Source organism: Acinetobacter colistiniresistens, assembly GCF_000413935.1.
Taxonomy (GTDB): Bacteria; Pseudomonadota; Gammaproteobacteria; order Pseudomonadales; family Moraxellaceae; genus Acinetobacter; species Acinetobacter colistiniresistens.
Genome location: NZ_KE340380.1, coordinates 81,680 through 106,163, shown reverse-complemented (window position 1 = coordinate 106,163; position 24,484 = coordinate 81,680). Strand labels below are relative to the sequence as shown.

The following is a 24,484-nucleotide window of genomic DNA, read 5'->3' as shown; positions in this document are numbered from 1 at the left end:
CAATAAAAGCCATAGACCACCAACAACAAAAAAATAAAAGTGAGATTTAAGTCACAATATTATAGCAGAAATGTAGTTAAATTATCATCTATCACAAGACTGACCAACCATTTTTTATTTATTGTTTAATATCAAAAATTTATTACCAATTAGTGGTTATAGTCAAACTTTAAATCCCGTCAAGATAGCTTTGGGGCAGTCTAACAGACCTATCTTAGACCGCCCTATCCGCCTAACCAATACGACGTTTTAAGCCCGTCATTTGTAAAACACGTGTTGAAATTTCTTCAATCGACATCTCAGTTACATTTAAATATTTAATCCCCTCAGAGATATAAATTCCCTCAATTGCGCGCAATTCCATTTGACACTGACTAAAGCTGGCATAACGGCTATTGGCTTTACGCTCATTACGAATAGCCACTAAACGTTCGGCATCAATCATCAAACCAAAAAGTTTATTTTTATGTTCACGTAGCACTTTAGGCAAGCGATTGTCATCCAGATCTTCTTCAGTCAGAGGATAGTTCGCAACACGTACACCAAATTGCAGTGACAAATAAATCGAAGTCGGTGTTTTGCCTGAGCGAGAAACGCCAATTAAAATGATATCGGCTTTATCATAATGGCGTGTTCTTGCTCCATCATCATTATCCAGCGCAAAATGAACGGCATCGATACGTGCTTTATAATATTCTGAATCGGTGACGGCATGGGTTTGTCCAACCAAAGTTGTTGGCGGAATCCCGATTTCCTGTTCTAGCTTACTAATTAAACCTTCAAATACATCAAGATTCACGGCCTTGGCCGTATTTATAATTTCACGGACATGCGGATCAACCAAGGTATCAAAAACCAGTGGCAAAGAACCATCTCGAGATTGGCAGGCATTGATCTCTACAACCACATTCATTGCGGCTTCTTCTGTGGTGATATAAGGCATAATATGAATGTCAAAATCAACATTCGGAAATTGCGCAAGTAGTGAATGTCCAAGGGTTTCTGCGGTAATTGCGGTACCATCTGAAATAAAAAAAACGCTCCGTTTAATTTCTTTACTTACGGGCATCAAAATTCTCCTTAAACATTTGTCTTAGTGCTCTATAATCTTTATAGTAAACTCATCTAACATGACTGTCGCTTAGTAAAATACTAAATCTAAGCACTTTTGTATAATTTCATACCAATGATGGTCATTCATACTGCAAAAAAAGTGGAGTAAATACTTTGGAAGCGCGCGTAATCGGTCTGGAAAAATTAGGAAAACACGATGTCGAACTCGTAGGTGGGAAAAACTCATCTCTGGGTGAAATGATCAGTCATTTATCCAATGCTGGTGTATCGGTACCGGGTGGCTTTGCAACAACTGCTGCTGCCTATCGTGAGTTCTTAGATCAAAGCGGCTTAAACGCTCGTATTCAAGCTGAACTTTCTCAGCTTAATATTGATGATGTAATTACACTTGCTGAAACCGGTGCAAAAATCCGTAAATGGATTGTTGACACTCCGCTCACTGCAACTTTAGAACAAGAAATTCGTGATGCATTTGCAGCACTTTCAAACGGTAACCCAGACATTGCCGTTGCAGTTCGTTCTTCTGCGACTGCTGAAGATTTACCCGATGCGTCTTTCGCAGGTCAGCAAGAAACTTTCCTCAACATTCGTGGGATCGATAATATTCTGATCGCGATTAAAGAGGTTTTTGCTTCTCTTTATAATGACCGCGCCATTGCTTACCGTGTACACCAAGGCTTTGAACATAGTGTTGTCGCTCTTTCTGCTGGCGTACAACGTATGGTTCGCTCAGAAACTGGCGCTGCGGGTGTTATGTTCACGCTAGATACAGAATCAGGTTTCCGTGATGTGGTATTTATCACCGCATCTTACGGTCTAGGTGAAATGGTGGTGCAAGGTGCAGTTAATCCTGACGAATTCTATTTATCTAAACCGCTTTTAAATTCGGGCAAGCACTCTGTTTTACGTCGCAACCTTGGTTCTAAACACCAAAAAATGATTTATGGTGAAGAAGGTGCGGCAGGTAAATCGGTGGTTGTGGTTGATGTTGAAAAACAAGAACGTCAACAATTTGCACTCAATGATCATGAATTACATGAATTGGCTAAACAAGCCTTGATCATTGAGCAACATTATGGCTCACCAATGGACATTGAATGGGCGAAAGATGGTGATGACGGTCAAATCTATATCGTTCAAGCACGTCCTGAAACTGTGAAAAGCCGTCAAAATGTCGGCACAATGGAACGCTACCTATTAAAACAACGCGGCACCGTGATTTGTGAAGGTCGTTCAATTGGCCAACGTATTGGTTCTGGTAAAGTTCGCGTTGTGACTTCAATTAAAGAAATGGATAAGGTTCAGGACGGTGATGTACTTGTCTCTGACATGACTGACCCAGACTGGGAACCCGTTATGAAACGTGCTGCTGCGATTGTAACTAACCGTGGTGGTCGTACGTGTCACGCTGCCATTATTGCACGTGAATTAGGTGTTCCAGCAATCGTAGGTTGTGGTAATGCCACCGAAGTCCTTTCAGACGGTCAAGAAGTGACTGTTTCTTGTGCTGAGGGTGATACAGGTTTCATCTATGAAGGTGCATTAGATTTCGAAGTTCAACGCAATTCGATTCACTCAATGCCATCATTACCATTCAAGATTATGATGAACGTCGGTAACCCTGACCGCGCATTTGACTTTGCTCAAATTCCAAATGAAGGGATTGGTCTAGCACGTCTTGAGTTCATCATTAACCGTATGATCGGCGTACATCCAAAAGCATTATTGAATATTGAAAGCTTGCCACGTGAAACACGTGCTGCTGTTATGGCACGTACCGCAGGCTACTCTTCACCTGTTGAATTCTATGTTGAAAAGTTGGTTGAAGGTATCTCTACACTTGCAGCTGCATTTGCAGACAAGCCAGTGATTGTACGTATGTCAGACTTCAAATCAAATGAATATGCGAATTTGATCGGTGGTAAGTTATACGAACCTGAAGAAGAAAACCCAATGTTGGGCTTCCGCGGTGCAAGTCGTTATGTTTCTGACAACTTCCGTGATTGTTTTGAGCTTGAATGCCGTGCCTTGAAAAAAGCACGTGATGAAATGGGCTTAACTAACATTCAAATCATGATCCCATTTGTTCGTACTGTTTCTGAAGCAAAACGTGTCATTGAGTTGCTTGCTCTAAATGGTTTAAAACGTGGTGAAAATGGTCTTAAAGTCATTATGATGTGTGAACTTCCAACCAATGCATTATTGGCTGAGCAATTTCTTGAACATTTCGATGGCTTCTCTATCGGCTCAAATGACTTAACACAATTAACACTAGGTCTAGACCGCGACTCTGGTATCGTGTCTCACTTATTCGATGAGCGTGACCCAGCAGTTAAAGCGCTTCTTTCTATGGCCATTCATGCTTGCCGTAAAGCAGGCAAATATGTCGGTATTTGTGGTCAAGGTCCTTCGGATCACCCTGACCTTGCTAAATGGCTTATGGAACAAGGGATTGAATCTGTGTCACTTAACCCTGACTCAGTACTTGATACATGGTTCTTCCTTGCTGAAGAACAAATCAAGCAAGCCTAGTCTTTTTTAGAAAAAGACCCTCCTTTGCAGGGTCTTTTTTCATCGTAGGGTCTGTTGATATTTCAGAGATACTTGCGACAACGGACATTTTTAGACAATACAAGGCATGGCTTACGCAATTTAGCCATTCTAAATAAGTAAGACATAACGCAGTAGTGGCAAAAATGTCCTTGTCCCGTAGGGTTATGGCTAAAACCGCCCCAAACTTCGTTATGAAACTTGACAAGGGAACTGCCATTGTCTACGTTTCATGCCTTGTTTGGGTTGTTTTAGCCTATAACGCCAGATATGTCTGAAATGTCAACACACCCTTGTAATTGAGATTTTTAAATTATGCAAATTTACTTGGCTCGTAACAATCAACAAGCAGGACCTTATAGTTTAGAACAAGTGAACCAGATGCTTGCTAGTCAACAAGTTTTATTGACCGATTTGGCTTGGCATGAAGGTATGGCCGAATGGAAAACACTTGGCGAACTAACTCAAGGCAAACTTGTCTACGAACCTGTAGGTTACTCTCCTTTTAGTGCTCAAGTTAAAACTGAAACGAATGAACCAACTTACAAAATCAAAGTCGAACAGAAAGCACCAGAACTAGCCCCTTTTCACTCTCGTGCATTGGCAAAGGTTTTTGATTTAATCTTATGGCTACCGATGGCCTCAATTCCATCTTTCTTTTTTAATGAAAGCCAATATCAAGAATTATTTGAAATTCAAAAACAGATGCAAGCAACCCAAATTGCATCAGATAAAGCAGTAGAATTGCAGCACCAACTGATGCAGCTAATTCCAAATGAAGCATGGATAATGATCTTTACTTACCTGATTATTATGCTCATGATCCAAGCATTTTTCATTGCAAAATCAGGCCAGAGTCTTGGTAAAAAAATCGCCAAGATTAAAATTGTCGATGTAGAAACCTCTGCGCCAGTCAGCACAATTCGGGCCTTTTGGTTGAGAAGTGTGCTCTTTATTATTCTGAACCTTCTTCTAATCCCAATCATTACCGTGATTGATTACGCTTTATTCGCATTTACTAAAAATCGTCAAACTTTGCACGATAAATTGGCAAAAACCAAGGTAATTAAGCAGTAATCACAAATCAATAAACAAAAGAGGATTTATTCCTCTTTTTTTATATATTAAATTGATATCTATAGAAAAAAAACATACCGAAACAACAATCCCTACAAGATAAATCGGGTTTTAAAACAAGCAGTTCAGACCACTTTATCAGTAGCTTAGTTTTTCAATATGAGGCATAATGCCCAACAACGTAGCGGTGTCGCGTGATTGCTAAGCATTTTTCATACAATTCTTATCAATCACGCGACACTTTAATCGCTATCCCATAATTTAATTAGGGAATGGGACTCTTCACCGAGGTTGTAAAATGAGACAAACGATTTTAGCTGTATTGTCTTTATCAACGATGGCTGCACTCTTAACTGGGTGCGGTGGTGATATGGTACTTCTAAACAATAAAGGTCCAGTTGGTCAAGGTCAAAGTAACTTGATGATGACTGCGATCTATCTAATGCTATTGGTGGTGATTCCATCAATCGTCATGGCATTATGGTTTGGTTGGAAATATCGCGCGTCGAATAAAGATGCAGACTATAAACCTACTTGGGCACACTCTACGGCAATTGAAATTGTTGTATGGGGCGTACCTGTCATTATTATTGGTATTTTAGCTTGGTTAACTTGGTGGGGTTCCCACAAGTACGACCCTTACCGTCCGTTAGAATCAGATAAAGCACCATTGACTATTCAAGCTGTCGCTGAACAGTTCAAGTGGATTTTTATCTATCCTGAGCAAAACATTGCAACGGTAAACGAAGTACGCTTCCCAGAACAAACACCAGTAAGCTTTAAAATCACTTCTAACTTTACGATGAACTCGTTCTTCATCCCACAGTTAGGCGGTCAGATTTACGCAATGGCTGGTATGCAAACTCACCTTCACCTATTAGCCGATGAGCCAGGAGTTTTCCGTGGTTTCTCTGCAAACTATTCAGGTTACGGTTTCTCACAAATGCGCTTTAAAGCACACAGCGTGACTGAGCCAGAATTTGCACAATGGGTAGAAGCAGTTAAAGCTGGTAATGGTACAAGTATCAACCCTGAAGCAATTCAAAAAGGCGCACTTGACCAAGCTGAGTTAGCAACGCTTAAAGATGGCGATCGTTCTAAGCATCAGATCGAACATTTAGTGAATCGTGCTAAAGCTGCTGGTGATGAAGAAGCACTTGCTAAAGCTGAAGCGATGAAACCGTTCCCGACTAAGCCACACCCAGTGACTTATTACTCATCAGTTGAGCCAAAATTGTTTGAAACAATCATCAACCATTATATGAGTAACTATCACGGTGCTGACCATTCTGCTGGACATGATGCAACAGCAGAAACTCATGCTGCAGCAGAACACGCTGCTCAAGGGGAATAAGACATGGATATGATTTTTGGTAAATTGGGGTGGGATTCTATCCCGACTGAACCCCTTGTACTTGTCACCATGGTCTTTATGGCACTTGGTGCAATTGCTGTTTTGGGCGGTATCACCTATTTCAAGAAATGGGGATATTTGTGGAATGAGTGGTTTATCACTGTAGACCATAAAAAGATTGGTATCATGTATATCATCGTATCTGTAGTCATGCTTCTGCGTGGTTTCGCCGATGCGATCATGATGCGTCTACAACTTTTCCTCGCGAAAGGCGGCGGCGAAGGTTACTTACATCCTGACCACTACGACCAGATCTTCACCGCGCACGGTGTAATCATGATCTTCTTCGTGGCAATGGGTCTCGTTGTAGGTATGATGAACATCTCTGTACCTTTACAGATTGGTGCTCGTGACGTTGCTTTCCCATTATTAAACTCTTTAAGCTTCTGGTTATTCGCAGGCGCTGCTGGTTTGATGATGCTTTCACTTGTATTAGGTGAATTTGCTGCGACTGGTTGGATGGCTTACCCTCCTCTATCTGGCATTCAATATTCTCCTGGTGTAGGTGTTGACTACTATATCTGGGCACTTCAGGTTTCTGGTCTAGGTACGCTTTTATCTGGTGTTAACTTCTTTGTTACCATCATCAAGATGCGTGCTCCTGGCATGAAATTGATGGACATGCCGATTTTCACGTGGACTTCACTGTGTACGGCTGTATTAATCATTGCATCATTCCCTGTATTAACAGGTACGCTTGCAATGCTTACACTTGACCGTTACTTCGGTTTCCATTTCTTCACCAATGAGCTTGGCGGTAGCCCAATGCTTTACGTGAACTTGATCTGGACATGGGGTCACCCTGAAGTATATATCTTGGTATTGCCAGCATTTGGTCTATACTCAGAAATCGTTGCAACCTTCTCTCGTAAAGCGTTGTTCGGTTATAAGTCTATGGTGTATGCGACGATTGCAATTACTGTACTTGCGTTCGTTGTATGGCTTCACCACTTCTTCACCATGGGTGCTGGTGCGAACGTTAACGCGTTCTTCGGTATCATGACCATGGTTATTGCGATTCCTACAGGTGTGAAAATCTTCTCTTGGTTATTCACAATGTATAAAGGTCGCATCACCTATACAACACCTATGTTATGGACGCTTGGCTTCCTTGTAACATTCGGTATCGGTGGTTTAACTGGTGTACTTATGGCTGTTCCACCTGCGGACTTCCTTGTACACAACTCATTATTCTTGATTGCTCACTTCCATAACGTAATTATCGGTGGTGTGGTGTTTGGTATGTTTGCCGGCATCATCTTCTACTGGCCGAAAATGTTTGGTTGGAAGCTCAACGAAGCATGGGGTAAAGCTGCGTTCTGGTTCTGGTTCATCGGTTTCTATTTTGCATTCATGCCACTTTATATCCTTGGTTTCATGGGTATGACACGTCGTTTGAATACATATGACAACCCTGAGTGGGATCCGTACTTGGCGATTGCATTGTTTGGTGCTGTTCTTATCGCGATCGGTATTGCATGTTTCTTAATGCAAATCATCGTTGGTTTCTTACAACGTAAGGACAATATGGACCATACAGGCGATCCATGGGATAGCCGTACCCTTGAATGGGCAACGTCATCTCCTGCTCCGTTCTATAACTTTGCGCATGAACCAGATGCAAGCGGCGTTGACCGTTTCTGGACTGACAAAGAAAATGGTGTAGCATACGCACGTAACACTAAATATGAAGACATCCACATGCCGACTGATCGTGCTGCTGGTTTTGTCATTGCAATGTTCATTACAATTCTTGGCTTTGCACTTATCTGGCATATTTGGTGGCTCGCTGTCGTTTCATTCGTTTCAGCAATTGTTAGCTTGATCGTAAGCTCATTCACTAAGAATGTTGATTACTACGTTCCTGCTGCTGAAGTTGAGCGTATTGAAAACGAACGCTATGCTTTACTTGTAAAACACTTGAAGAAGGACTAAGGAAATGGCTGAAGTACTTCATCACGACAACCACGGCCACGATGGTCATCATGAACATGATGATACAGACTTAACGGTCTTTGGTTTCTGGACATACTTGATGAGTGACTTGATTCTTTTCGGATCACTCTTCATTGCGTTCGCTGTATTAAGCAGTCATATTCCACCAGGAACTCCAAGTGCATATGACCTGTTCCATGACTCATTAGGCTTCGTGTTAACTGAAACATTTGCCTTATTGATCTCATCGGTAACATTTGGTTTTGCTGTACTTGCATCTTATAAAAAGAATGTAAATCAAGTTATCACTTGGTTATTCATTACATTCCTTTTCGGTGCATCGTTCATTGGTATGGAAATCTATGAGTTCCATCACCTCGTACACGAAGGTCATGGTCCAACTCACAGTGCATTCTTATCTGCATTCTTTACCTTGGTTGGTACACACGGTATCCACGTAACTTCTGGTTTAGTGTGGATGTTGGTATTGATGTATCAAATCAAAAAGAATGGTTTGACCTTACCGAATACACGTCGTCTTGCTTGCTTAAGCTTGTTCTGGCACTTCCTTGACATCGTTTGGATCTGTGTATTCAGCGTCGTTTACTTACTGGGAGTTCTCTAATGAGTAGTCATGACCATAATGCTGCAGGTGCGTCACACGGTAACTTTAAACAATACACTGTTGGATTTATCCTCTCTGTTATCCTCACCATCATCCCCTTCGGGATGGTGATGTCAGGTGGTTTCAGCCGTGGCGTTTTAGTTACAGTAATTGCAATTACTGCTGTTGCTCAGGTGCTTGTACAACTTGTGTATTTCTTGCACATGAATACATCGTCTGAACAACGTTGGAACCTTATTGCATTTATCTACACAATTTTATGTATTGCCGTACTCTTAGTCGGCTCTGTGTGGATTATGAATTACTTACACTACAACATGATGATCTAAACTGATTGTCATGTGGAAAAAGTACTTATTCCTGACTAAACCAGGAATTCTCTTCGGTAATTTTATTACCACCTTGGGCGGCTTCTTCTTAGCCGCCCAAGGCTCTATAGACTGCCTCTTATTATTACTGACCCTACTCGGAACAACTTTTGTTGTTGCTTCAGGTTGTGTCGTCAATAATGTAATTGATCAAGACATCGATCAAAAAATGCAACGCACCATGAACCGTGCCCTTGTGCAAAAAACGATTTCCCCAACTGTTGCCATGTCTTATGCATTGGTTTTAGGCGTAATTGGTTTTAGCATTCTCTGGTTCTATGTGAATGGCTATGCATTTTTATTTGCTGTAATTGGTTTCGTGGTCTATGTCGGTTTTTATAGTTTGTGGAGCAAACGCACCACCATCCATCAGACCGTCATTGGTAGTATTTCTGGAGCGAGTCCCCCTGTTATTGGTTATACGGCTGTAAGTCATCAGTTCGATGTTGCGGCGCTCCTCATCTTTGTTGCATATGCCTTATGGCAAATGCCACATTCATGGGCCATCGCCATTTATCGTTTTGATGATTACAAAAATGCAGGAATTCCAATTTTACCTGTAGCACGCTCTATTTTGAGAACAAAAATCGAATCCGTGATTTATGTGATTTTATTTAGCGTTGCGATGAATGCACTGTATGTTTATGGATATACCAACATCATTTTCTTGGTGATCTGTAATGCGCTGTGTATTTATTGGTTCTACATCGGTATTTTAGGATTCAAAGCTGAAGATGATCAGCTTTGGGCAAAACGCTTTTTCCTTTTCTCAGTAATTCTTGTTACTGTTATCAGTCTAAGCTTTAGTTTTACCTTTAAAAGCCCTGCACCATTCCTCCCTCTTTTTTAAAAAGATAGAGAATGCTCTATCTTTTTATTCTCCCTCGCTGTAATCATTTCGTGCAATAAAAACATTTGCTTCTTATTGCCTAAATGAAAACTATGTATTGTGTATACTCCGTGCACATTTTTACAATCGTAAAAAAATCAATCTGCTACACCCACTCTAGCCAAAGAACACACTATCTTGCTCAAATCGTCTAAAAAATTGATCAATCTGATGTGGATATTTTTGATCTAATTTTTGCCATAAAGCTTTTGGTAACGGGATGAACTCCAAGGTATCGGAACCATCAGAAGGCTCACAAAAACGGATTTCATAATCTGGCTGTAAAATTTGATTAAGTGCTTTTAAAGTGGTATCTCGATCAGCCCCCTCACCTTGATAAGGAATAATCAAAGTTTGATTCTGATAATAAACAGTAATGGTAAATCCTTGCAGGTTATCCGCATCCTGTATCTCTGCCCGCAAATTCCCCGTTTGTAAAATATTTTCACAATACTCAATAATCGCCTCATCTTCTTCTCGCCAATCAACAATCATTAAAATTTGATAAATATCCCCCTCATATTGCTCAAACACTTCGAAATATGCCTCCTCCGTACCTGACTGTAAAATTGACTCAATCAATGCGACTGTTTTTAAAAAGTGTTGTTCCATGCTTATTGCCTATTTTATTTAAAAAATATTATGCAAAGACTATGGCAAATTTGCTTTATAGCGTCAATTTGCATATAATCCCCGCTTCGCAATTTGCGACATAACTTTTAAGTTATGACTCCTTGCTTCTGATTTTTATAATCAGGGGCTGCTTAAACCGTAAGGAGCTGACAATGCGTCACTACGAAATCGTACTATTGGTACATCCAGACCAAAGCGATCAAGTTGTAGGTATGGTTGAACGCTATATCTCTCAGATCAAAGAAGCTGAAGGTCAAATTCACCGTTTAGAAGATTGGGGCCGCCGCCAATTGGCTTACCCGATTAACAAAATTCACAAAGCACACTACATTCTTATGAATGTTGAATGTGGTCAAACGACTCTTGATGAATTAGAAGAATTGTTCCGTTATAACGACGCAATCATTCGTAACATCATCATCCGTCGTGAACACGCAATTACTGAAGAATCTTTACTTGCTAAGAGTGCTGAAGAAAAACGTGCGCGTAAAGCTCAACGTGAAGAAGCACAACAAGCAGTTCAAGAAGCTGAATAAGGAGAACATCAATGGCACGTTTTTACCGTCGTCGCAAGTTCTGCCGCTTTACAGCTGAGAATGTTGCGTACATCGACTACAAAGATATCGACACTTTAAAACAGTACATCACTGAAAACGGCAAGATTGTTCCTAGCCGTATTACAGGTACTAAAGCTCGTTATCAACGTCAATTAGCGTTAGCTATTAAACAAGCTCGCTATTTGTCTTTGATTCCGTACACTGACAACCATAAGTAAGTGAGGTGAGCTGTGGACGTTATCTTATTACAACGCATTAAGAACCTTGGTAAATTAGGCGACAAAGTATCAGTTAAAGCTGGTTACGGTCGTAACTTCTTGATCCCTCAAGGTAAAGCTGTAGCTGCAACTGAAGCAAACACTGCTGCTTTTGAAGCTCGTCGTGCTGAACTTGAGAAGCAAGAAGCTGAAGTATTAGCTGCTGCGAATGCACGTGCTGAACAATTGAACGAAGTTAACATCGTAATCACTGCGAAAGCTGGTGACGAAGGTAAACTATTCGGTTCTATCGGTACTCGTGACATCGCTGATGCTTTAACGAATGCTGGTCTTGTTGTTGACCGTGCAGAAGTTCGTTTACCAAACGGTGCGCTTCGTCACACTGGTGAATTCAACATCGCAATCCAATTGCATCATGATGTTGTTGCTGAAGTTCTCGTTACTATCGTATCTGAGTAATTTCTGCAAAGAAAAAGAGCATGTTTTACATGCTCTTTTTTTATGTCTATTGTTTTTTCTTAGAATCATTCGATGCATTAAAAATGCAATTAGCGCATCTCTAATAAATATTTCACATAATCCTCTGCACTTTGCTCAACATCATTGATTGTAGGTAAAACCTCACCCTCCTCTGGCTGGGTTTCCATTCCATAAAAAGCATAAACAGGCTGATAATCGGCTTTGACATAACGTGCAGTCAATTCAAAAGGAGCACATAAAGTTTCTAAACTCACTTGATGTCTCCCATCCACTGAATAATCATGTGCTTTACTTCCAGTCGATACCGCAAGGGTTATTTTCTTATTTTTTAACTGATTACCTGCTGAACCATAAGCCCAGCCATAAGTCAGGACATCATCTAACCATTGCTTTAATAACGGTGGACAGTTAAACCAATACACAGGGAACTGAAATACTAGATTCTGGTGTGCTTCTACCAAAGCTTGTTCTTTTAACACATCAATCTGACCATTTGGATAACTTTGGTAAAGCTCATGTACAGTGAACTGCTCAGGATATTGATGTAATTTTTCAATCCAACATTTATTTATTATGGAATTATTGATGTCAGGATGAGCAACTATCACAAGCGTTTTTTTCATTTCAATAGACTCCATTGATCGTTCAGTTATAGTGATGAGTCGATTATAAAAGTATGCTGGCGATAATATAAGTACGGTCATTATGGTTATATACTAGACTAAAAGTTAGTGTCGGAAAAATTATGGAAACTTGCGCCCCAGCCCAAATTGACTTAGAACAAACAGATTTTGGATATACGCTTTCACTGATTAACGGCAAATACAAAATGATCATCATGTATTGGCTTTATCAGCATAAATCCATCATGCGATTCAATGAGCTAAAACGCTCCATCGGGAATATTTCTTTTAAAACCCTAAGCCTAACCTTGAAGGAAATGGAACGAGACCAATTGATTATTCGCAAGGAATATCCACAAATTCCACCCAAAGTCGAATACCGCTTATCTGAACGCGGGCTGTCCTTAATTCCATTATTAGACATGATGTGCCAATGGGGTGCATCCAATCGACTCTAGCTGCTAAACCACACTTTTTCGCCACTTACACAATTTTCCCTGAATTAAATTGTCCCGATAGCTTCCATTTGGATTAAGATAGTCAGTCGTTAGGGTTTCATCTTTTTATTAGGTCTTGTTATGTCACAGGCGAATGCCAATTTTTCCAAAAATGCTCCAAACACAGAGAGTAAAGTGAATGACTCTGGTCAACTAAAAGAATTCCGTACCCCACCGCATAATCTTGCCATTGAGCAAGCTGTTTTAGCTGCTTTGATGACCGTTGCCGAATCATTCGAACAAGTCAGTGACTTACTCAAAGAAAATGATTTTTATGCCACACGTCACAAATATATCTATCGTGCCATTGAGAAACTAGCACAAGAAAACTCGCCTTATGATGCAGTTTTAGTGAATGACTGGTTACTCAAACAGAATTTGCTCGATGCTATTGGCGGTGAGGAATACCTGATGCAATTGATGGCGGATTCCCCGTCAAGCTTCTACAACCTCGAAATTTATGCAAATAAAATCAAAGAGTTTTCAACTCTGCGTAACATGATCAAGATCAGCAGTGATATTTTACAAAATGCCTATGACACCAAAGGTCGACCTGTTAGCGAGATTCTTGATTTAGCAGAAACCAGTATTTTCTCGCTGGCCGAACAGCATAACAACAATAAAAAAGATTCTGGGCCAAAATCAATCAGTTCCGTGACTGCTGACGTTATTACCAAATTAGATGAACTGTCTAAACTTGATGGCAACATTACCGGTTTAACCACTGGCTTCTTGGAGTTGGACAATAAAACCTCAGGGATGCAGGCTGGGGATTTAATTATTGTTGCGGCACGTCCATCAATGGGTAAAACCACATTCGCCATGAACTTGGTTGAAAGTGTACTGCAATACAACCGCCTACCTGCTCTGGTATTCTCGATGGAGATGCCAGCAGACTCAATTGCCATGCGTTTGATCTCAGCCATGGGTAAAGTCCATCAAGGCCATCTACGTTCAGGTAATCTCGATGCAGACGAATGGACCAAAGTGACAGGCACCATTCTACAATTACAAGAAATGCATCTCTATATCGATGACTCATCTGCCCTACCGCCTACCGAACTTCGTGCACGTGCGCGTCGTGTGGCCAAAATGCATGATGGTAAAATCGGCTGTATCATGGTCGACTATTTACAGCTGATGAAAGTCCCTGGTATGGGCGATAACCGTGTGGGTGAGATCTCGGAAATTTCGCGAAGCTTAAAAGCGCTTGCCAAAGAGATGCAATGTCCTGTGATTGCACTGTCTCAGTTAAACCGTAGTTTGGAGAACCGACCAAACAAACGTCCTGTCATGTCAGACTTACGTGAATCAGGTGCAATCGAGCAGGATGCCGACTTAATCATGTTCATTTACCGTGATGAAGTCTATAACAAAGAGTCCAAGGAAGCTGGCACAGCTGAAATCATTATCGGCAAACAGCGTAACGGTCCAATTGGTAGCGTTCGTCTAGCCTTCGAAGGCCAATATACCCGTTTTAGTAACCTCTCGCCTGAGTTCTATGCTCAGTATGAAGATGACGAATAATATCTAAATATCTAAACGATTCCTGCTTTATATATGTTTCAAGTCGACCCAAAGGAGAACTCAGGGTGCGCCAAGCTACAGTTTATATTGACAGCAAAGCACTGCAATATAATTTAAACCGTGTTAAACAACTTGCTCCACATTCAAAAATTGTCAGTATGGTCAAAGCCAATGCCTACGGACATGGAGTTAAAAACTGTTTAGCCGCCCTTGAGGCCACGGACGCTTTTGGTGTCGCCTGCTTGGAAGAAGCTTTGGAAATCAGGCAACTGGGATATACTCAACCCATCACCCTGATTGAAGGTGTATTTTCTGAAGATGAAATGGCACAAGTCATTGAACAGAAACTTGAATGTATCGTTCATCACACTCAACAAGTTGAATGGTTGATTCAACATAAAACGGCTTACAATGCATTAGGCTTAAAAGTTTGGGTCAAACTGAACAGCGGCATGAACCGTTTAGGTTTTAAAGTCGATGAAATCATTAAAGTCATTCAACGTTTAAAAACTGAAGGTTTTACTTGTGTACTGGCCATGCATTTTGCCAATGCCGATGTAGACCACCCTTTAAATGAGCAACAGAAACAACAGTTCTTAGATGTAAAACAGGCCTGTGAACCCATTTTAGTCTCTTGCTGTAATTCAGCTGCAATTTATAAATATCCTGAACTGCATTTTGATTTTGTACGTCCCGGTATCATGCTTTACGGCGCCTCACCTTTTGCCGATAAAAATGTACATGAACTTGATCTAAAGCCCGTCATGACCTTTAGTGCCGAGATCATTGCACTAAATCAGATTCAACAAGGGGAATTTGTCGGTTATGGTTCGGCCTATTCAGCCACATGCCCGACAGAGATCGCGATTGTTTCGATTGGCTATGGGGATGGCTACCCACGTGCTTATATCAAGCAAAACTTCGTTGCGATCAATCAACAACTTGTCCCTGTTGTTGGCCGTGTCAGTATGGACATGATCGCCATTGATATTAGTAATGTGGATGCTGAAATTGGCACTAAAGTTGAGCTTTGGGGCCAATCTCGCTTAGTTGATGATGTTGCTGCAGCGAATGGAACCCTAGGCTATGAGCTGCTTTGCCGCCTCACAGAGCGCCCAATACGTCAGTTAGGTAACTAAACATTACTTGATCAATTTTTGTGTTTTATCTCTAATAAGGTTTTAACCATTCAGATCCAGAATGCTCAAACTGATTTACGATAATCCGCTCTATAAAATGCCGATTCAGCAATTCGTGCTATTTTTAGTACGAATTTCAATCGGTATTTTTTTCTTTAGCACAGGCTTTAATAAACTATTTGTTGAGAAAAACAAATTGATTATGCTGGAAACCATCACTGAAGCTGGCATTCCATTTCCAGAAATCATGAGCAGCTTTGTTTCTGCCACAGAAATGCTCGCAGGTTTATTATTGATTATCGGTTTATTGACTCAAATCAGCAGCATTTTACTGTTTGTGATCTGCCTGACCGCTTTATACACCGTTGGCATACATACCATTCCTAATGGCTTAGATACTATGAGCTGGCTGAGTTGGTTCTTCTATGTGCATGACCTGTTGTATATGTTTATTCTTGCGATACTCATCACATCTCGGCCAACCATCCTGTCACTGGATCGTCTTCTAAGCAAAAACATCTCGACGGTTTAAATAATTCCCCCTCAAACAAGATCATTGTTCGTCTGAGAGGGAATCATGATTTATAAACCATAATCAGCGGTTGGCTTTGGCAATTCTTGCAAACCACGGCGCAAAGTCTCTGACCATTGTTTACTGATTTGGGTAAAGTAAGGATCATCTTCACCAATACGCTTACCTTCAGGAATTATAAAACTGTCTTTATGGTAAACCAAAGCATCTAGCGGTAAGCCAACCGACACATTGGAACGTAAAGTCGAATCAAAAGAAATCAATGAACAACGTAACGCGTCATCCAGAGGCATATCATAATGCAAGGCACGATCTAGAATAGGCTTACCATATTTACTTTCACCAATTTGAAAATAAGGTGTATCCGTGGTTGCACAAATAAAATTCCCTTGTGGATAGACATTATATAGCTGCATCTCTTCGCCTTTAATCTGCCCACCCACTAAAATACTGCATGAGTAATTCATTTGCTCCTGAGTATCAGTGGTAATGTCCTCTAACACCTTACGCAAGGTTTTACCAACCAGCTCAGTCACTTCAAACATGGTATTGGCACTATATAAGTTGGGTTCCTGGTGCAACGCCAAAGCATTTTGCAAATGCCCAATCACAGCCTGAGTCGTGGCCAAATTACCCGATGTTTGTAGCGCAATAAAACGCTCACCTTCTACCCCAAAAGTATGCAACTTACGAAATACAGAAATATGATCGACCCCGGCATTGGTTCGAGTATCGCTAATCAATACCAAACCTTGCTCTAATCTTAATGCGCAACAATAGGTCATCTTTCTCTCTTTTTACTTAACATGCCAAAACTTGTACCACAGACATCATACTTTCCACCCCACCTTGCTCCCGAATACCTCGCACTGGTGCAACATCTAAATAGTCACGCCCGACCGCAACATAAATATGATTTTGGGGTGTAAATATCTGGTTACTGATATCAAAACAATACCATTCATTCTCCACAAAAACCTCAGCCCATGCATGACTGGCAAGGTGTGGTTGATTTTCATCATAGATATAACCCGATATATAACGTGCTGGCAACTGTAAAGCACGACACATGGCAATGAAGATATGCGCATGATCTTGGCATACTCCCTGCCCTGCATAAAAAGCATCAATCGCAGAGGTTGTCACCGAAGTCGTTTCTGGTTGATATGGAACTTGCTGTAAAATCTTTTCTGCTAACACAATCAAATGTTGACGATCTTTGATCTTAACATAAGAATGAGCAAAGTCCGACATGGTCAAATCACAACAAGTCATCGTTGTGCGCTGTAGAAATAGCAGCGGTGATACATTCATTTCTACATGACCCAACTCAGTTGGGTGTAGATCAACCACGCCCTGTGCCATGATGGTCAGATACCGATAATCATGGCGCTGTGTTGCCGTAATCCACAAGTTATTAAATGCATCGCGCTGACAAGAATATTGACCAGGCACACTGATCTGCCAGTTTTCGATATGTTGATGCCGTGAACTCTGCGGCATCATTTTAATCGACTGGACACTATTCCGCGCAACCTCCGTATAACGATAATGTGTCTGGTGATTGACCATAAGTTTCATGGGGACGCCTCAAATTGATTTTCCAATTTATAGGTAAATGCATAAAACTGATTTACATAAGGTTGATCTTTCAATATCTCCCAACTCGGTTGCAGATCCTGCCATCCCAACTGAAATAACTGCTCTATTTCAGGATCCATAGCATCAAATACTGCGGGCACATTGTGTTTAAATCTGAAATATATATCTATTTGCTCAATACTTTGCCCAATATGAAAGAATAAAAAGATTTCTTCTTGCTCCTTGTTTAGGATATCACAGCAGCTTTGCACGACACTTTGAATCGCTAGACCATCTGCTAGTGTATTTTTAATCAGGTAATTCAACTCAGCATAGGCCTGAGCAGTTAACAAACCTCTCAATTCTTGAATATTGTCACGTGCAATCTCAAGTTGGCTTAATAAAGAGTAAGGTTGCTGTCGATCCAACATGAAATGATTCAAGCTCTCCGCATCAGCAATATGCAAACAAAGTGCCTGTGCAAAATCTGCAGCTTGTTGATTATCAACAAAAGGTAATTGCCCAGCCACATGACCAATACGAAACAAATAACGTCCTAACCAGTAAATATGTTGCGCGCTTGAACTCAGTAAAAGCATACATCTCCTCCCTTTTATTTCTTGTAACGCCACAGCGCTGTTTTATTTCATCATCTAAGCTGTGGCATCTCATTTAGGAACGTAGGGTTTCAACCACCCATGTATCTTTAATGCCTCCACCTTGAGAGGAGTTAACAACAAGCGAACCCGCCTGCATAGCTACCCGTGTTAGACCGCCAGGTACGATTTCGGTACGATAAGGTGAACTTAAAACGAATGGACGCAAATCAATATGTCGCTCGGCAACCCCTTCAGTGGTCAGTGTTGGTGCAACAGAAAGTGCTAAGGTCGGTTGAGCAATATATAAATGCGGCGTCTCGATAAGTTTTTGTCTAAATCCGTCAATTTGCTCTTGATCCGCTTGAGGGCCAATCAACATGCCATAACCACCCGAACCTTGCGCCTCTTTGACCACTAGTTTTTCAATATTGGCCAATACATAATCCAGTTGCTCGGCATCTCGACATTGATAAGTGGGTACATTATTTAAAATCGGTGTTTCACCTAAGTAGAATTGAATCATTTGATCGACATAAGGATAGATCGATTTATCATCTGCCACCCCAGTTCCCGGCGCATTAGCAATTACCACATTGTGTTGTAGGTATGCAGACATCAAACCTGCCACCCCTAAACTGCTGTCAGGTCTAAAACTCAGTGGATCAAGAAAATCATCATCAACGCGGCGGTAAATCACATCGACTTGTTGACGGCCACGAATAGTTTTGACAAAGACTTTCTCATCTTCGACAAATAAATCTCGACTGGTCACTAGTGGCACGTCCATTTCACGGGCGAGAAATGAATGCTCATAATAAGCACTGTTAAAACGTCCCGGAGTAAGCACTACAATCACAGGCCGATCAACATCCGCATTTTCTTCCAGAACCGTTCTTAATAAACTTGGATATTGCTCAATGCCCTGCAAATTATTACTGCTACATAAATCTGGCATCAATTTTTGGCTGATTTTACGACTTTCCAGCATATAAGACACACCTGATGGTGTCCGCAAATTATCCTCCAATACAAAGAAATCACCCTGACCATCGCGAATGATGTCAATACCGCTGATTTGTGAATAGATCTTTCCTTTCAGCTGATGCTTTAACATATGCGGTTGAAAAGCTTCGTGGGCAATGACTTGCTGTGCAGGAATCAATCCTTGTTTTAGAATATGCTGACCATGATAGATATCATCTAGAAATAAGTTCAATGCTTTCACACGTTGCTCGCAACCCGCCGCGATCTGTTCCCATTGCTTCTTTTCAATCACACGAGGAATCAGATCATACGGAATGGTTCGTTCTGCACCGGCTTGATCACCATAAACATTAAAGGTGATCCCTTGGTAGAGAAAGTGCTGTTTTGCCTGTGCTTCCAACGTTTTTAAATCGTCAAGACTGCGAATACTCAACCACTGTTCAATTTTTTTCGACGCTTCACCGTTAAAGCTTTTATCATCCAACATTTCATTAAAAAATTCTGATTTGAGCTGTTCAAATAAATTACTGCTCACATTGAGCTGGGGAATAAATGTAGACGTATCAAGGGGAATTGCTGTATTTGGCTCTGCCGCAAAATAATCTGTACTGATATGTAGGTTGTGTTCTTGTTCTGACATATAGACCTCGTCTCATCATTTATTTATATCTAGCAAAAGCAATTTCAATGCCACTTATATAAAACGATCAATTTTCAACCAGACTTAGAATATTTATGCAAAAGCACACTCATTTCAGTCGTAAATACGTAATCCACACCCGATAGACTTGATAAATAGAGAGAGTTTTTTTATTGTGTCTGCTTTAGACCATTAAATTACGTATTACGCTTATGTCATCCGTACAAGAAAAAGAAACCTCCAATAGCCTTTATCGCCAATGGCAAATTTTATCTCGCCTTTCGACAGGGAAATGGATGGGCACACGTGAATTACAAGAAATCTTAGAACGTGAAGGCATTGATATCAGCTTGCGTACCATTCAGCGTGATTTAAACCAAATTGCCCAGCGATTCCCCATTGAAAGTAATAAAACCGTACCACAAGGCTGGCGTTGGCGTTCAGATGCACCAATTCAGAGCTTGCCTCATATGACCAGCTCGCAAGCGGTCACTTTTATGATGGTTGAAGAACATTTGCGTCACTTGCTTCCACCCAGTTTATTAGAAGAAATGACACCTTGGTTTGATCTGGCCAAACGTAGCCTATCAACTCAAAACAACGTCAGACAATGGATCAACCGTGTCCGTATTGTGCCTGCGACTCAACCTTTAATCCCACCTGTGGTCGATAAACATGCGCAACAGGCAATTTATGAAGGCTTATTGCAAGACAAACAAATCGAATGTATTTATCGTGCAAGAACCCATCAAGGTGAAGATAAAACTTATATTTTGAATCCATTGGCTTTAGTTCAAAAAGGTGCAGTGATTTATTTAATTTGTACCCGAAATGATAAAACTGACGTCCAAACTTTTGCATTACATCGTTTTAAGGCTGCTACCGTATTGGAAAGCCGCGCCTTACATCCTGTCAATTTTGAGCTTGATAGCTATATTGAATCGGGTGCACTCGGTTTCCGCGTTGACTACAGCAAACCAACCGAACAGATCCAGTTAAAGCTGACCATGAGCGAGAGTACGGCCAAAAGCTTCTACGAAAGCCAACTGAGCAGGGATCAAATCATTCAACACCTAGAAGAAAATATTGTTGAAGTTTCTGCAACCGTTCCATTTACTTCACAACTGGTTTGGTGGCTCAGAAGTTTCGGTAAAAAAATCCTCAATATCGAACCTGCAGCGGTCTACAATGCAGTCAAAGAGATTGAAGAACAATCCAAATAAAAAAGAGAACCTCTCGGTTCTCTTCGATTTTTTTATAAATTTTATTATCAAACACTCAGTATTATTTTTATTATTTAAATGTTCAAACCAACCTCTCTCCCCGCCTTGATCAAAATTGGTTTGTACCTTTTTAAGCGCTTTGATTTAAATCAACATCGGCACGCTAATTCATAGCCATTGTAGCGGATTCTCTTTTTGGTCATCATCAAAACCCTCTTTGTTTGAATGTAAGGCTAATATAGCGAGGATTTTTCAGGCTGTGAAATAACAAAGATGGGAATCCAAAGCTGTTTTTTTGCTATTGCTGGCTTAGGATTAAGAATTCAATTACCCATCATCTTTATTGGGCAGTAAAGCCTCAAAACGATGCAGATGGGTAAAACGTCCTGCTTGTACCTGATACTGATCAATTTGCGGTACTAAGCGCTGAAAATGTTCAGACTGCACATGTAAATCCAGCGCTGTACGATCTACCCATTCTTCAATAAAAACAAAATGTCCCTGCAATTTATGATCATGATACAGATCATAGGCAATGCATCCTGCTTCAGTTCTGGTTTCCTCGACCAATTCTTGATAAAGCGGTAAAACCATCTCGATATGTTCTGGTTGAATAAAATCTTCGGCAATCAGTTTTAGAGTCATATTCTCACCGCTCACTTGAAATTTTTCCCATAAAAAAAGCCCTCAAAATGATGAGAGCTTTTTTATCATCGACTCAGCTTATGCTGAAAACGGATGACGTAATACGATTGTTTCGGCACGGTCAGGGCCTGTAGAAACGATATCAATTGGGCAACCAATTAAAGTTTCGATACGACGTACATATGCCAATGCATTTGCAGGAAGTTGCTCGATTTGAGTTAAACCTACAGTTGATTCGCTCCAACCTGGCATGGTTTCATAGATTGGTTTCAAGCTTTCGAATGAAATCGCATCAGAAGAACCTGCACAGCCTGAATCTACATCTTCATAACCGACACAGATTTTCACTTCTTCCAAACCATCTAGTACATCAAGTTTAGTTAAGCAAATACCAGACAACGAGTTCACTTCAACTGAACGACGTAAGATCTCGGCATCGAACCAACCACAACGACGTTGACGGCCAGTAGATGCACCAAATTCATGACCAACAGTACCTAAGTGACGACCAATCGCATCACCTGTATCTGTTGCTGCATCATAGTGCAACTCAGTTGGGAATGGACCTGCACCCACACGTGTTGTATAGGCTTTAGTGATACCCAATACATAGTCTAAATGCAATGGCCCCATACCTGAACCAGAACTTACACCGCCAGCAGTGGTATTTGAACTCGTTACAAATGGATAAGTACCATGATCGATGTCAAGCAATGAACCTTGTGCGCCCTCAAACATGATTGCCTTACCTTCTTTACGGTAATCATGTAACACTTTAGTCACGTCAATGACTAATGGTGCAAGCACTTCACGCCATTCATTACAAAGTGCAAGAACATCTTCAAACTTAACTTCTTCAACGCCATAGAATTGAGAAAGTTGGAAGTTATGCAGTTCAAGCATTTCCTTGAGTTGTTCTTCAAGTAACGCACCACCACGAATCAGGTCTGCGACACGTACTGCACGACGTGCAACTTTATCTTCGTAAGCTGGACCAATACCACGACCTGTTGTACCGATTTTGGCATTCCCACGTTTTTTCTCACGTGCTTGGTCAAGCGCGATGTGGTTTGGCAAAATAAGTGGGCAGTTTGGAGAAATACGTAAACGTTCTTTAACAGGTACGCCTTCACCTTCCAAAATTGCCATTTCTTTAATTAGGGCTTCAGGAGAAAGAACAACACCATTCCCGATTAAGCACAATACGTTTTCACGTAAAATACCAGATGGAATGAGGTGTAATACAGTCTTCTTACCACCTACCACAAGCGTATGACCTGCGTTGTGTCCGCCTTGATAGCGAACTACCGCAGCCGCTTGATCTGTGAGCAGGTCGACGATTTTACCTTTTCCTTCGTCGCCCCATTGGGTACCAAGTACCACAACATTTTTGCCCATAATAGCCTCATTACATCATGCTGTTAAAATTGGAAACCAAGTCTTGAGACTTGGCAATTAAATTTTTTCAATCACCCATTGCCCATTTTGAGACACCAACTGATGGGTCGCATAAGGCACTGAGCTTAAATCATCATTACCTAACAATTGCACCACACGTAAACCTTGGCTACGCGCATCTACAATTGCATTTAATAAATCTTGGTCTTGGCCTTTTGGAGCAACCACAGTTTCAATTTCAACAAACTGAGTTGCACCTAAAGCATATAAATCACAACTAAAACCGGTTGCTGGGCGGGCACGACCAAAGTGCTCACCAATACCATCATAACGCCCACCTTGAGCCAGTGGTGCTGCACGATTTGGTGCATAAATGGCATACATTAAACCTGTATGGTAGTGATAACTACGCAATTCCACTACGTCGATGCCAACATTGAGGTCAGACCAACGCGATTGGATTTGTGCTAATGTTGATTTCAATGCATCTAAAGCAATCTTAAAATCAACATCATTTAAAATATCTTGGCTTAAATGCGCTTGTAATGCATCCAGATCGCTCGCATAGCGACCCAAGGCATAAAAGTCCGCACCCATCGCTAAATCTTGCGTAAACGCTTCAAGTTCTGGTAGCGCTTTACGCTGGTATAAATCAGAAAGTTCACTTTCTGTATTTTTATTTAAACCAGCACGTTTCACCAGACTACGGAATAACCCCACATGACCAAGGTCTAAGTGAGCCCCTTCTAAAGTGTGAGTGTGCTCAATCAACGCCAACATCACATTGATCATTTCCACATCCGCTTCGATGCTGTCATGACCATACAACTCTGCACCCAACTGTAACGGTGCACGTGTTGCATTAAAATTCTGTGGTTTTGTATGCAAGACAGAACCTGCATAGCAATAACGCGCTACGCCTTCAACGGGGCGTACGTGAGCATCAATACGTGCAACTTGCGGTGTCATATCCGCGCGAACACCAAGTAAACGGCCAGACAACTGATCAATTACTTTGAATGTGACTAAATCTAAATCTTGATTCGATTCTGATAATAAAGACAACGATTCGATGTATTCAATAAATGGTGTATACACCAATTGATAACCTCGAACTGCGAGGAAATCTAACGCTTCTCGACGCAAGGTTTCAACAACTTGCGCTTGTTCGGGCAATACATCTGCTACCCCGTCAGGGAGCAACCACGTCTCTGAAATGGTCATGTTCCAAACCTAAAATCTGTTCAATGTGGAGGCATCCACACAAAAAGCAACC

At 41.1% G+C, this 24,484-nt stretch carries 25 protein-coding genes; 15 read left to right on the top strand and 10 right to left on the bottom strand.

Features of this window, described 5'->3' with window-relative positions; genetic code table 11:
- Positions 1-232: 232 nt before the first annotated feature.
- A complete protein-coding gene (gene ppsR, locus F907_RS09615) occupies positions 233-1,069 on the bottom strand; it encodes a posphoenolpyruvate synthetase regulatory kinase/phosphorylase PpsR (RefSeq protein ID WP_005242327.1) in 837 nt (278 codons plus the stop codon).
- Positions 1,070-1,227: 158 nt separating this feature from the next.
- Here ppsR and ppsA point away from each other — a divergent pair, with 158 nt between their 5' ends.
- The 7 genes from ppsA (at position 1,228) to cyoE (ending at position 9,893) form a co-directional block, all read left to right on the top strand.
- Positions 1,228-3,606, top strand: coding sequence for a phosphoenolpyruvate synthase (ppsA, locus tag F907_RS09620; RefSeq protein WP_016652093.1), 2,379 nt, complete (start codon positions 1,228-1,230; stop codon positions 3,604-3,606).
- Between the two features lie 333 nt (positions 3,607-3,939).
- Complete coding sequence (locus F907_RS09625) at positions 3,940-4,701, top strand: RDD family protein (RefSeq protein WP_016652092.1); 762 nt, start codon at positions 3,940-3,942, stop codon at positions 4,699-4,701.
- Positions 4,702-4,999: 298 nt separating this feature from the next.
- The gene (cyoA, locus tag F907_RS09630) at positions 5,000-6,055 is read left to right on the top strand and encodes a ubiquinol oxidase subunit II (RefSeq protein WP_016652091.1); all 1,056 of its coding nucleotides are present in this window, start codon (positions 5,000-5,002) and stop codon (positions 6,053-6,055) included.
- A gap of 3 nt (positions 6,056-6,058) precedes the next feature.
- A complete protein-coding gene (gene cyoB, locus F907_RS09635; protein WP_016652090.1) occupies positions 6,059-8,050 on the top strand; it encodes a cytochrome o ubiquinol oxidase subunit I in 1,992 nt (663 codons plus the stop codon).
- A gap of 4 nt (positions 8,051-8,054) precedes the next feature.
- The gene (cyoC, locus tag F907_RS09640) at positions 8,055-8,675 is read left to right on the top strand and encodes a cytochrome o ubiquinol oxidase subunit III (protein ID WP_005274296.1); all 621 of its coding nucleotides are present in this window, start codon (positions 8,055-8,057) and stop codon (positions 8,673-8,675) included.
- The gene (locus F907_RS09645; RefSeq protein WP_005242336.1) at positions 8,675-9,004 is read left to right on the top strand and encodes a cytochrome o ubiquinol oxidase subunit IV; all 330 of its coding nucleotides are present in this window, start codon (positions 8,675-8,677) and stop codon (positions 9,002-9,004) included. The genes cyoC and F907_RS09645 overlap by 1 nt, the downstream gene beginning before the upstream one ends.
- Before the next feature lie 10 nt (positions 9,005-9,014).
- Positions 9,015-9,893, top strand: coding sequence for a heme o synthase (gene cyoE / locus F907_RS09650; protein WP_005274294.1), 879 nt, complete (start codon positions 9,015-9,017; stop codon positions 9,891-9,893).
- A 156-nt stretch (positions 9,894-10,049) separates the two neighbouring features.
- Here the strand turns inward: cyoE and F907_RS09655 are convergent, their stop codons facing one another.
- Positions 10,050-10,544, bottom strand: coding sequence for a hypothetical protein (locus F907_RS09655; RefSeq protein WP_016652089.1), 495 nt, complete (start codon positions 10,542-10,544; stop codon positions 10,050-10,052).
- Between the two features lie 173 nt (positions 10,545-10,717).
- Between F907_RS09655 and rpsF the strand changes: the two genes are divergently transcribed.
- Genes rpsF through rplI form a run of 3 tightly spaced genes read left to right on the top strand, consistent with a single transcriptional unit; the run spans position 10,718 to position 11,799 of the window.
- Entirely contained in the window at positions 10,718-11,101 is a 384-nt protein-coding gene (gene rpsF, locus F907_RS09660) for a 30S ribosomal protein S6 (RefSeq protein WP_004638540.1), read from the top strand.
- A gap of 11 nt (positions 11,102-11,112) precedes the next feature.
- A complete protein-coding gene (rpsR, locus tag F907_RS09665; RefSeq protein ID WP_000090661.1) occupies positions 11,113-11,340 on the top strand; it encodes a 30S ribosomal protein S18 in 228 nt (75 codons plus the stop codon).
- Positions 11,341-11,352: 12 nt separating this feature from the next.
- Positions 11,353-11,799, top strand: coding sequence for a 50S ribosomal protein L9 (rplI, locus tag F907_RS09670; protein WP_004654410.1), 447 nt, complete (start codon positions 11,353-11,355; stop codon positions 11,797-11,799).
- An 89-nt stretch (positions 11,800-11,888) separates the two neighbouring features.
- Here the strand turns inward: rplI and F907_RS09675 are convergent, their stop codons facing one another.
- Positions 11,889-12,443 (bottom strand): NAD(P)H-dependent oxidoreductase, encoded by a 555-nt coding sequence (locus F907_RS09675; protein ID WP_016652088.1) that lies wholly within the window; start codon positions 12,441-12,443, stop codon positions 11,889-11,891.
- 122 nt (positions 12,444-12,565) lie between these two features.
- Here F907_RS09675 and F907_RS09680 point away from each other — a divergent pair, with 122 nt between their 5' ends.
- The 4 genes from F907_RS09680 to F907_RS09695 all read left to right on the top strand — a co-directional run bounded on the left by F907_RS09680 (position 12,566) and on the right by F907_RS09695 (position 16,138).
- On the top strand, positions 12,566-12,901 hold the full coding sequence (locus F907_RS09680; protein ID WP_016652087.1) for a winged helix-turn-helix transcriptional regulator: 336 nt from the start codon (positions 12,566-12,568) through the stop codon (positions 12,899-12,901).
- Between the two features lie 120 nt (positions 12,902-13,021).
- Entirely contained in the window at positions 13,022-14,467 is a 1,446-nt protein-coding gene (dnaB, locus tag F907_RS09685) for a replicative DNA helicase (RefSeq protein WP_005274284.1), read from the top strand.
- A gap of 65 nt (positions 14,468-14,532) precedes the next feature.
- Positions 14,533-15,606: an alanine racemase gene (alr, locus tag F907_RS09690; RefSeq protein ID WP_016652086.1), complete on the top strand. Its 1,074-nt coding sequence runs from the start codon at positions 14,533-14,535 to the stop codon at positions 15,604-15,606.
- 61 nt (positions 15,607-15,667) lie between these two features.
- Positions 15,668-16,138, top strand: a complete 471-nt coding sequence (locus tag F907_RS09695) for a DoxX family protein (protein ID WP_016652085.1) — start codon at positions 15,668-15,670, stop codon at positions 16,136-16,138.
- A 50-nt stretch (positions 16,139-16,188) separates the two neighbouring features.
- On the opposite strand, the gene F907_RS09700 is transcribed toward F907_RS09695, so the two are convergent.
- The 4 genes from F907_RS09700 to F907_RS09715 form a co-directional block, all read right to left on the bottom strand.
- Positions 16,189-16,923 carry a proteasome-type protease gene (locus F907_RS09700; RefSeq protein ID WP_005274278.1) on the bottom strand — a complete coding sequence of 245 codons (735 nt, stop codon included), beginning with the start codon at positions 16,921-16,923 and terminating at the stop codon, positions 16,189-16,191.
- Between the two features lie 16 nt (positions 16,924-16,939).
- Positions 16,940-17,719, bottom strand: coding sequence for a transglutaminase family protein (locus F907_RS09705; protein ID WP_016652084.1), 780 nt, complete (start codon positions 17,717-17,719; stop codon positions 16,940-16,942).
- Positions 17,716-18,318, bottom strand: coding sequence for an alpha-E domain-containing protein (locus F907_RS09710; RefSeq protein WP_016652083.1), 603 nt, complete (start codon positions 18,316-18,318; stop codon positions 17,716-17,718). Before F907_RS09710 ends, F907_RS09705 begins: the two co-directional genes overlap by 4 nt.
- A 73-nt stretch (positions 18,319-18,391) precedes the next feature.
- Positions 18,392-19,942, bottom strand: coding sequence for a circularly permuted type 2 ATP-grasp protein (locus F907_RS09715; RefSeq protein ID WP_016652082.1), 1,551 nt, complete (start codon positions 19,940-19,942; stop codon positions 18,392-18,394).
- Between the two features lie 212 nt (positions 19,943-20,154).
- Between F907_RS09715 and F907_RS19105 the strand changes: the two genes are divergently transcribed.
- Complete coding sequence (locus F907_RS19105; protein ID WP_016652081.1) at positions 20,155-21,165, top strand: helix-turn-helix transcriptional regulator; 1,011 nt, start codon at positions 20,155-20,157, stop codon at positions 21,163-21,165.
- A gap of 327 nt (positions 21,166-21,492) precedes the next feature.
- Here the strand turns inward: F907_RS19105 and F907_RS09725 are convergent, their stop codons facing one another.
- The 3 genes from F907_RS09725 to F907_RS09735 all read right to left on the bottom strand — a co-directional run bounded on the left by F907_RS09725 (position 21,493) and on the right by F907_RS09735 (position 24,432).
- Positions 21,493-21,810 (bottom strand): putative quinol monooxygenase, encoded by a 318-nt coding sequence (locus F907_RS09725; RefSeq protein WP_016652080.1) that lies wholly within the window; start codon positions 21,808-21,810, stop codon positions 21,493-21,495.
- 78 nt (positions 21,811-21,888) lie between these two features.
- Entirely contained in the window at positions 21,889-23,208 is a 1,320-nt protein-coding gene (locus F907_RS09730; RefSeq protein WP_005274262.1) for an adenylosuccinate synthase, read from the bottom strand.
- A 57-nt stretch (positions 23,209-23,265) separates the two neighbouring features.
- A complete protein-coding gene (locus F907_RS09735; RefSeq protein WP_005274259.1) occupies positions 23,266-24,432 on the bottom strand; it encodes an ATP phosphoribosyltransferase regulatory subunit in 1,167 nt (388 codons plus the stop codon).
- Positions 24,433-24,484: the final 52 nt, after the last annotated feature.

Coding starts and splice junctions, on each gene's coding strand:
- rpsF (WP_004638540.1), top strand. CDS start 10,718: ATGCGTCACTACGAAATCGTACTATTGGTACATCCAGACCAAAGCGAT.
- rpsR (WP_000090661.1), top strand. CDS start 11,113: ATGGCACGTTTTTACCGTCGTCGCAAGTTCTGCCGCTTTACAGCTGAG.
- F907_RS09675 (WP_016652088.1), bottom strand. CDS start 12,443: ATGAAAAAAACGCTTGTGATAGTTGCTCATCCTGACATCAATAATTCC.
- F907_RS09645 (WP_005242336.1), top strand. CDS start 8,675: ATGAGTAGTCATGACCATAATGCTGCAGGTGCGTCACACGGTAACTTT.
- F907_RS09695 (WP_016652085.1), top strand. CDS start 15,668: ATGCTCAAACTGATTTACGATAATCCGCTCTATAAAATGCCGATTCAG.
- ppsR (WP_005242327.1), bottom strand. CDS start 1,069: ATGCCCGTAAGTAAAGAAATTAAACGGAGCGTTTTTTTTATTTCAGAT.
- F907_RS09700 (WP_005274278.1), bottom strand. CDS start 16,923: ATGACCTATTGTTGCGCATTAAGATTAGAGCAAGGTTTGGTATTGATT.
- dnaB (WP_005274284.1), top strand. CDS start 13,022: ATGTCACAGGCGAATGCCAATTTTTCCAAAAATGCTCCAAACACAGAG.
- F907_RS09725 (WP_016652080.1), bottom strand. CDS start 21,810: ATGACTCTAAAACTGATTGCCGAAGATTTTATTCAACCAGAACATATC.
- F907_RS09730 (WP_005274262.1), bottom strand. CDS start 23,208: ATGGGCAAAAATGTTGTGGTACTTGGTACCCAATGGGGCGACGAAGGA.
- F907_RS09625 (WP_016652092.1), top strand. CDS start 3,940: ATGCAAATTTACTTGGCTCGTAACAATCAACAAGCAGGACCTTATAGT.
- cyoB (WP_016652090.1), top strand. CDS start 6,059: ATGGATATGATTTTTGGTAAATTGGGGTGGGATTCTATCCCGACTGAA.
- F907_RS09735 (WP_005274259.1), bottom strand. CDS start 24,432: ATGACCATTTCAGAGACGTGGTTGCTCCCTGACGGGGTAGCAGATGTA.
- F907_RS19105 (WP_016652081.1), top strand. CDS start 20,155: ATGTCATCCGTACAAGAAAAAGAAACCTCCAATAGCCTTTATCGCCAA.
- F907_RS09705 (WP_016652084.1), bottom strand. CDS start 17,719: ATGAAACTTATGGTCAATCACCAGACACATTATCGTTATACGGAGGTT.
- F907_RS09655 (WP_016652089.1), bottom strand. CDS start 10,544: ATGGAACAACACTTTTTAAAAACAGTCGCATTGATTGAGTCAATTTTA.
- cyoC (WP_005274296.1), top strand. CDS start 8,055: ATGGCTGAAGTACTTCATCACGACAACCACGGCCACGATGGTCATCAT.
- cyoE (WP_005274294.1), top strand. CDS start 9,015: ATGTGGAAAAAGTACTTATTCCTGACTAAACCAGGAATTCTCTTCGGT.
- F907_RS09715 (WP_016652082.1), bottom strand. CDS start 19,942: ATGTCAGAACAAGAACACAACCTACATATCAGTACAGATTATTTTGCG.
- cyoA (WP_016652091.1), top strand. CDS start 5,000: ATGAGACAAACGATTTTAGCTGTATTGTCTTTATCAACGATGGCTGCA.
- F907_RS09680 (WP_016652087.1), top strand. CDS start 12,566: ATGGAAACTTGCGCCCCAGCCCAAATTGACTTAGAACAAACAGATTTT.
- F907_RS09710 (WP_016652083.1), bottom strand. CDS start 18,318: ATGCTTTTACTGAGTTCAAGCGCGCAACATATTTACTGGTTAGGACGT.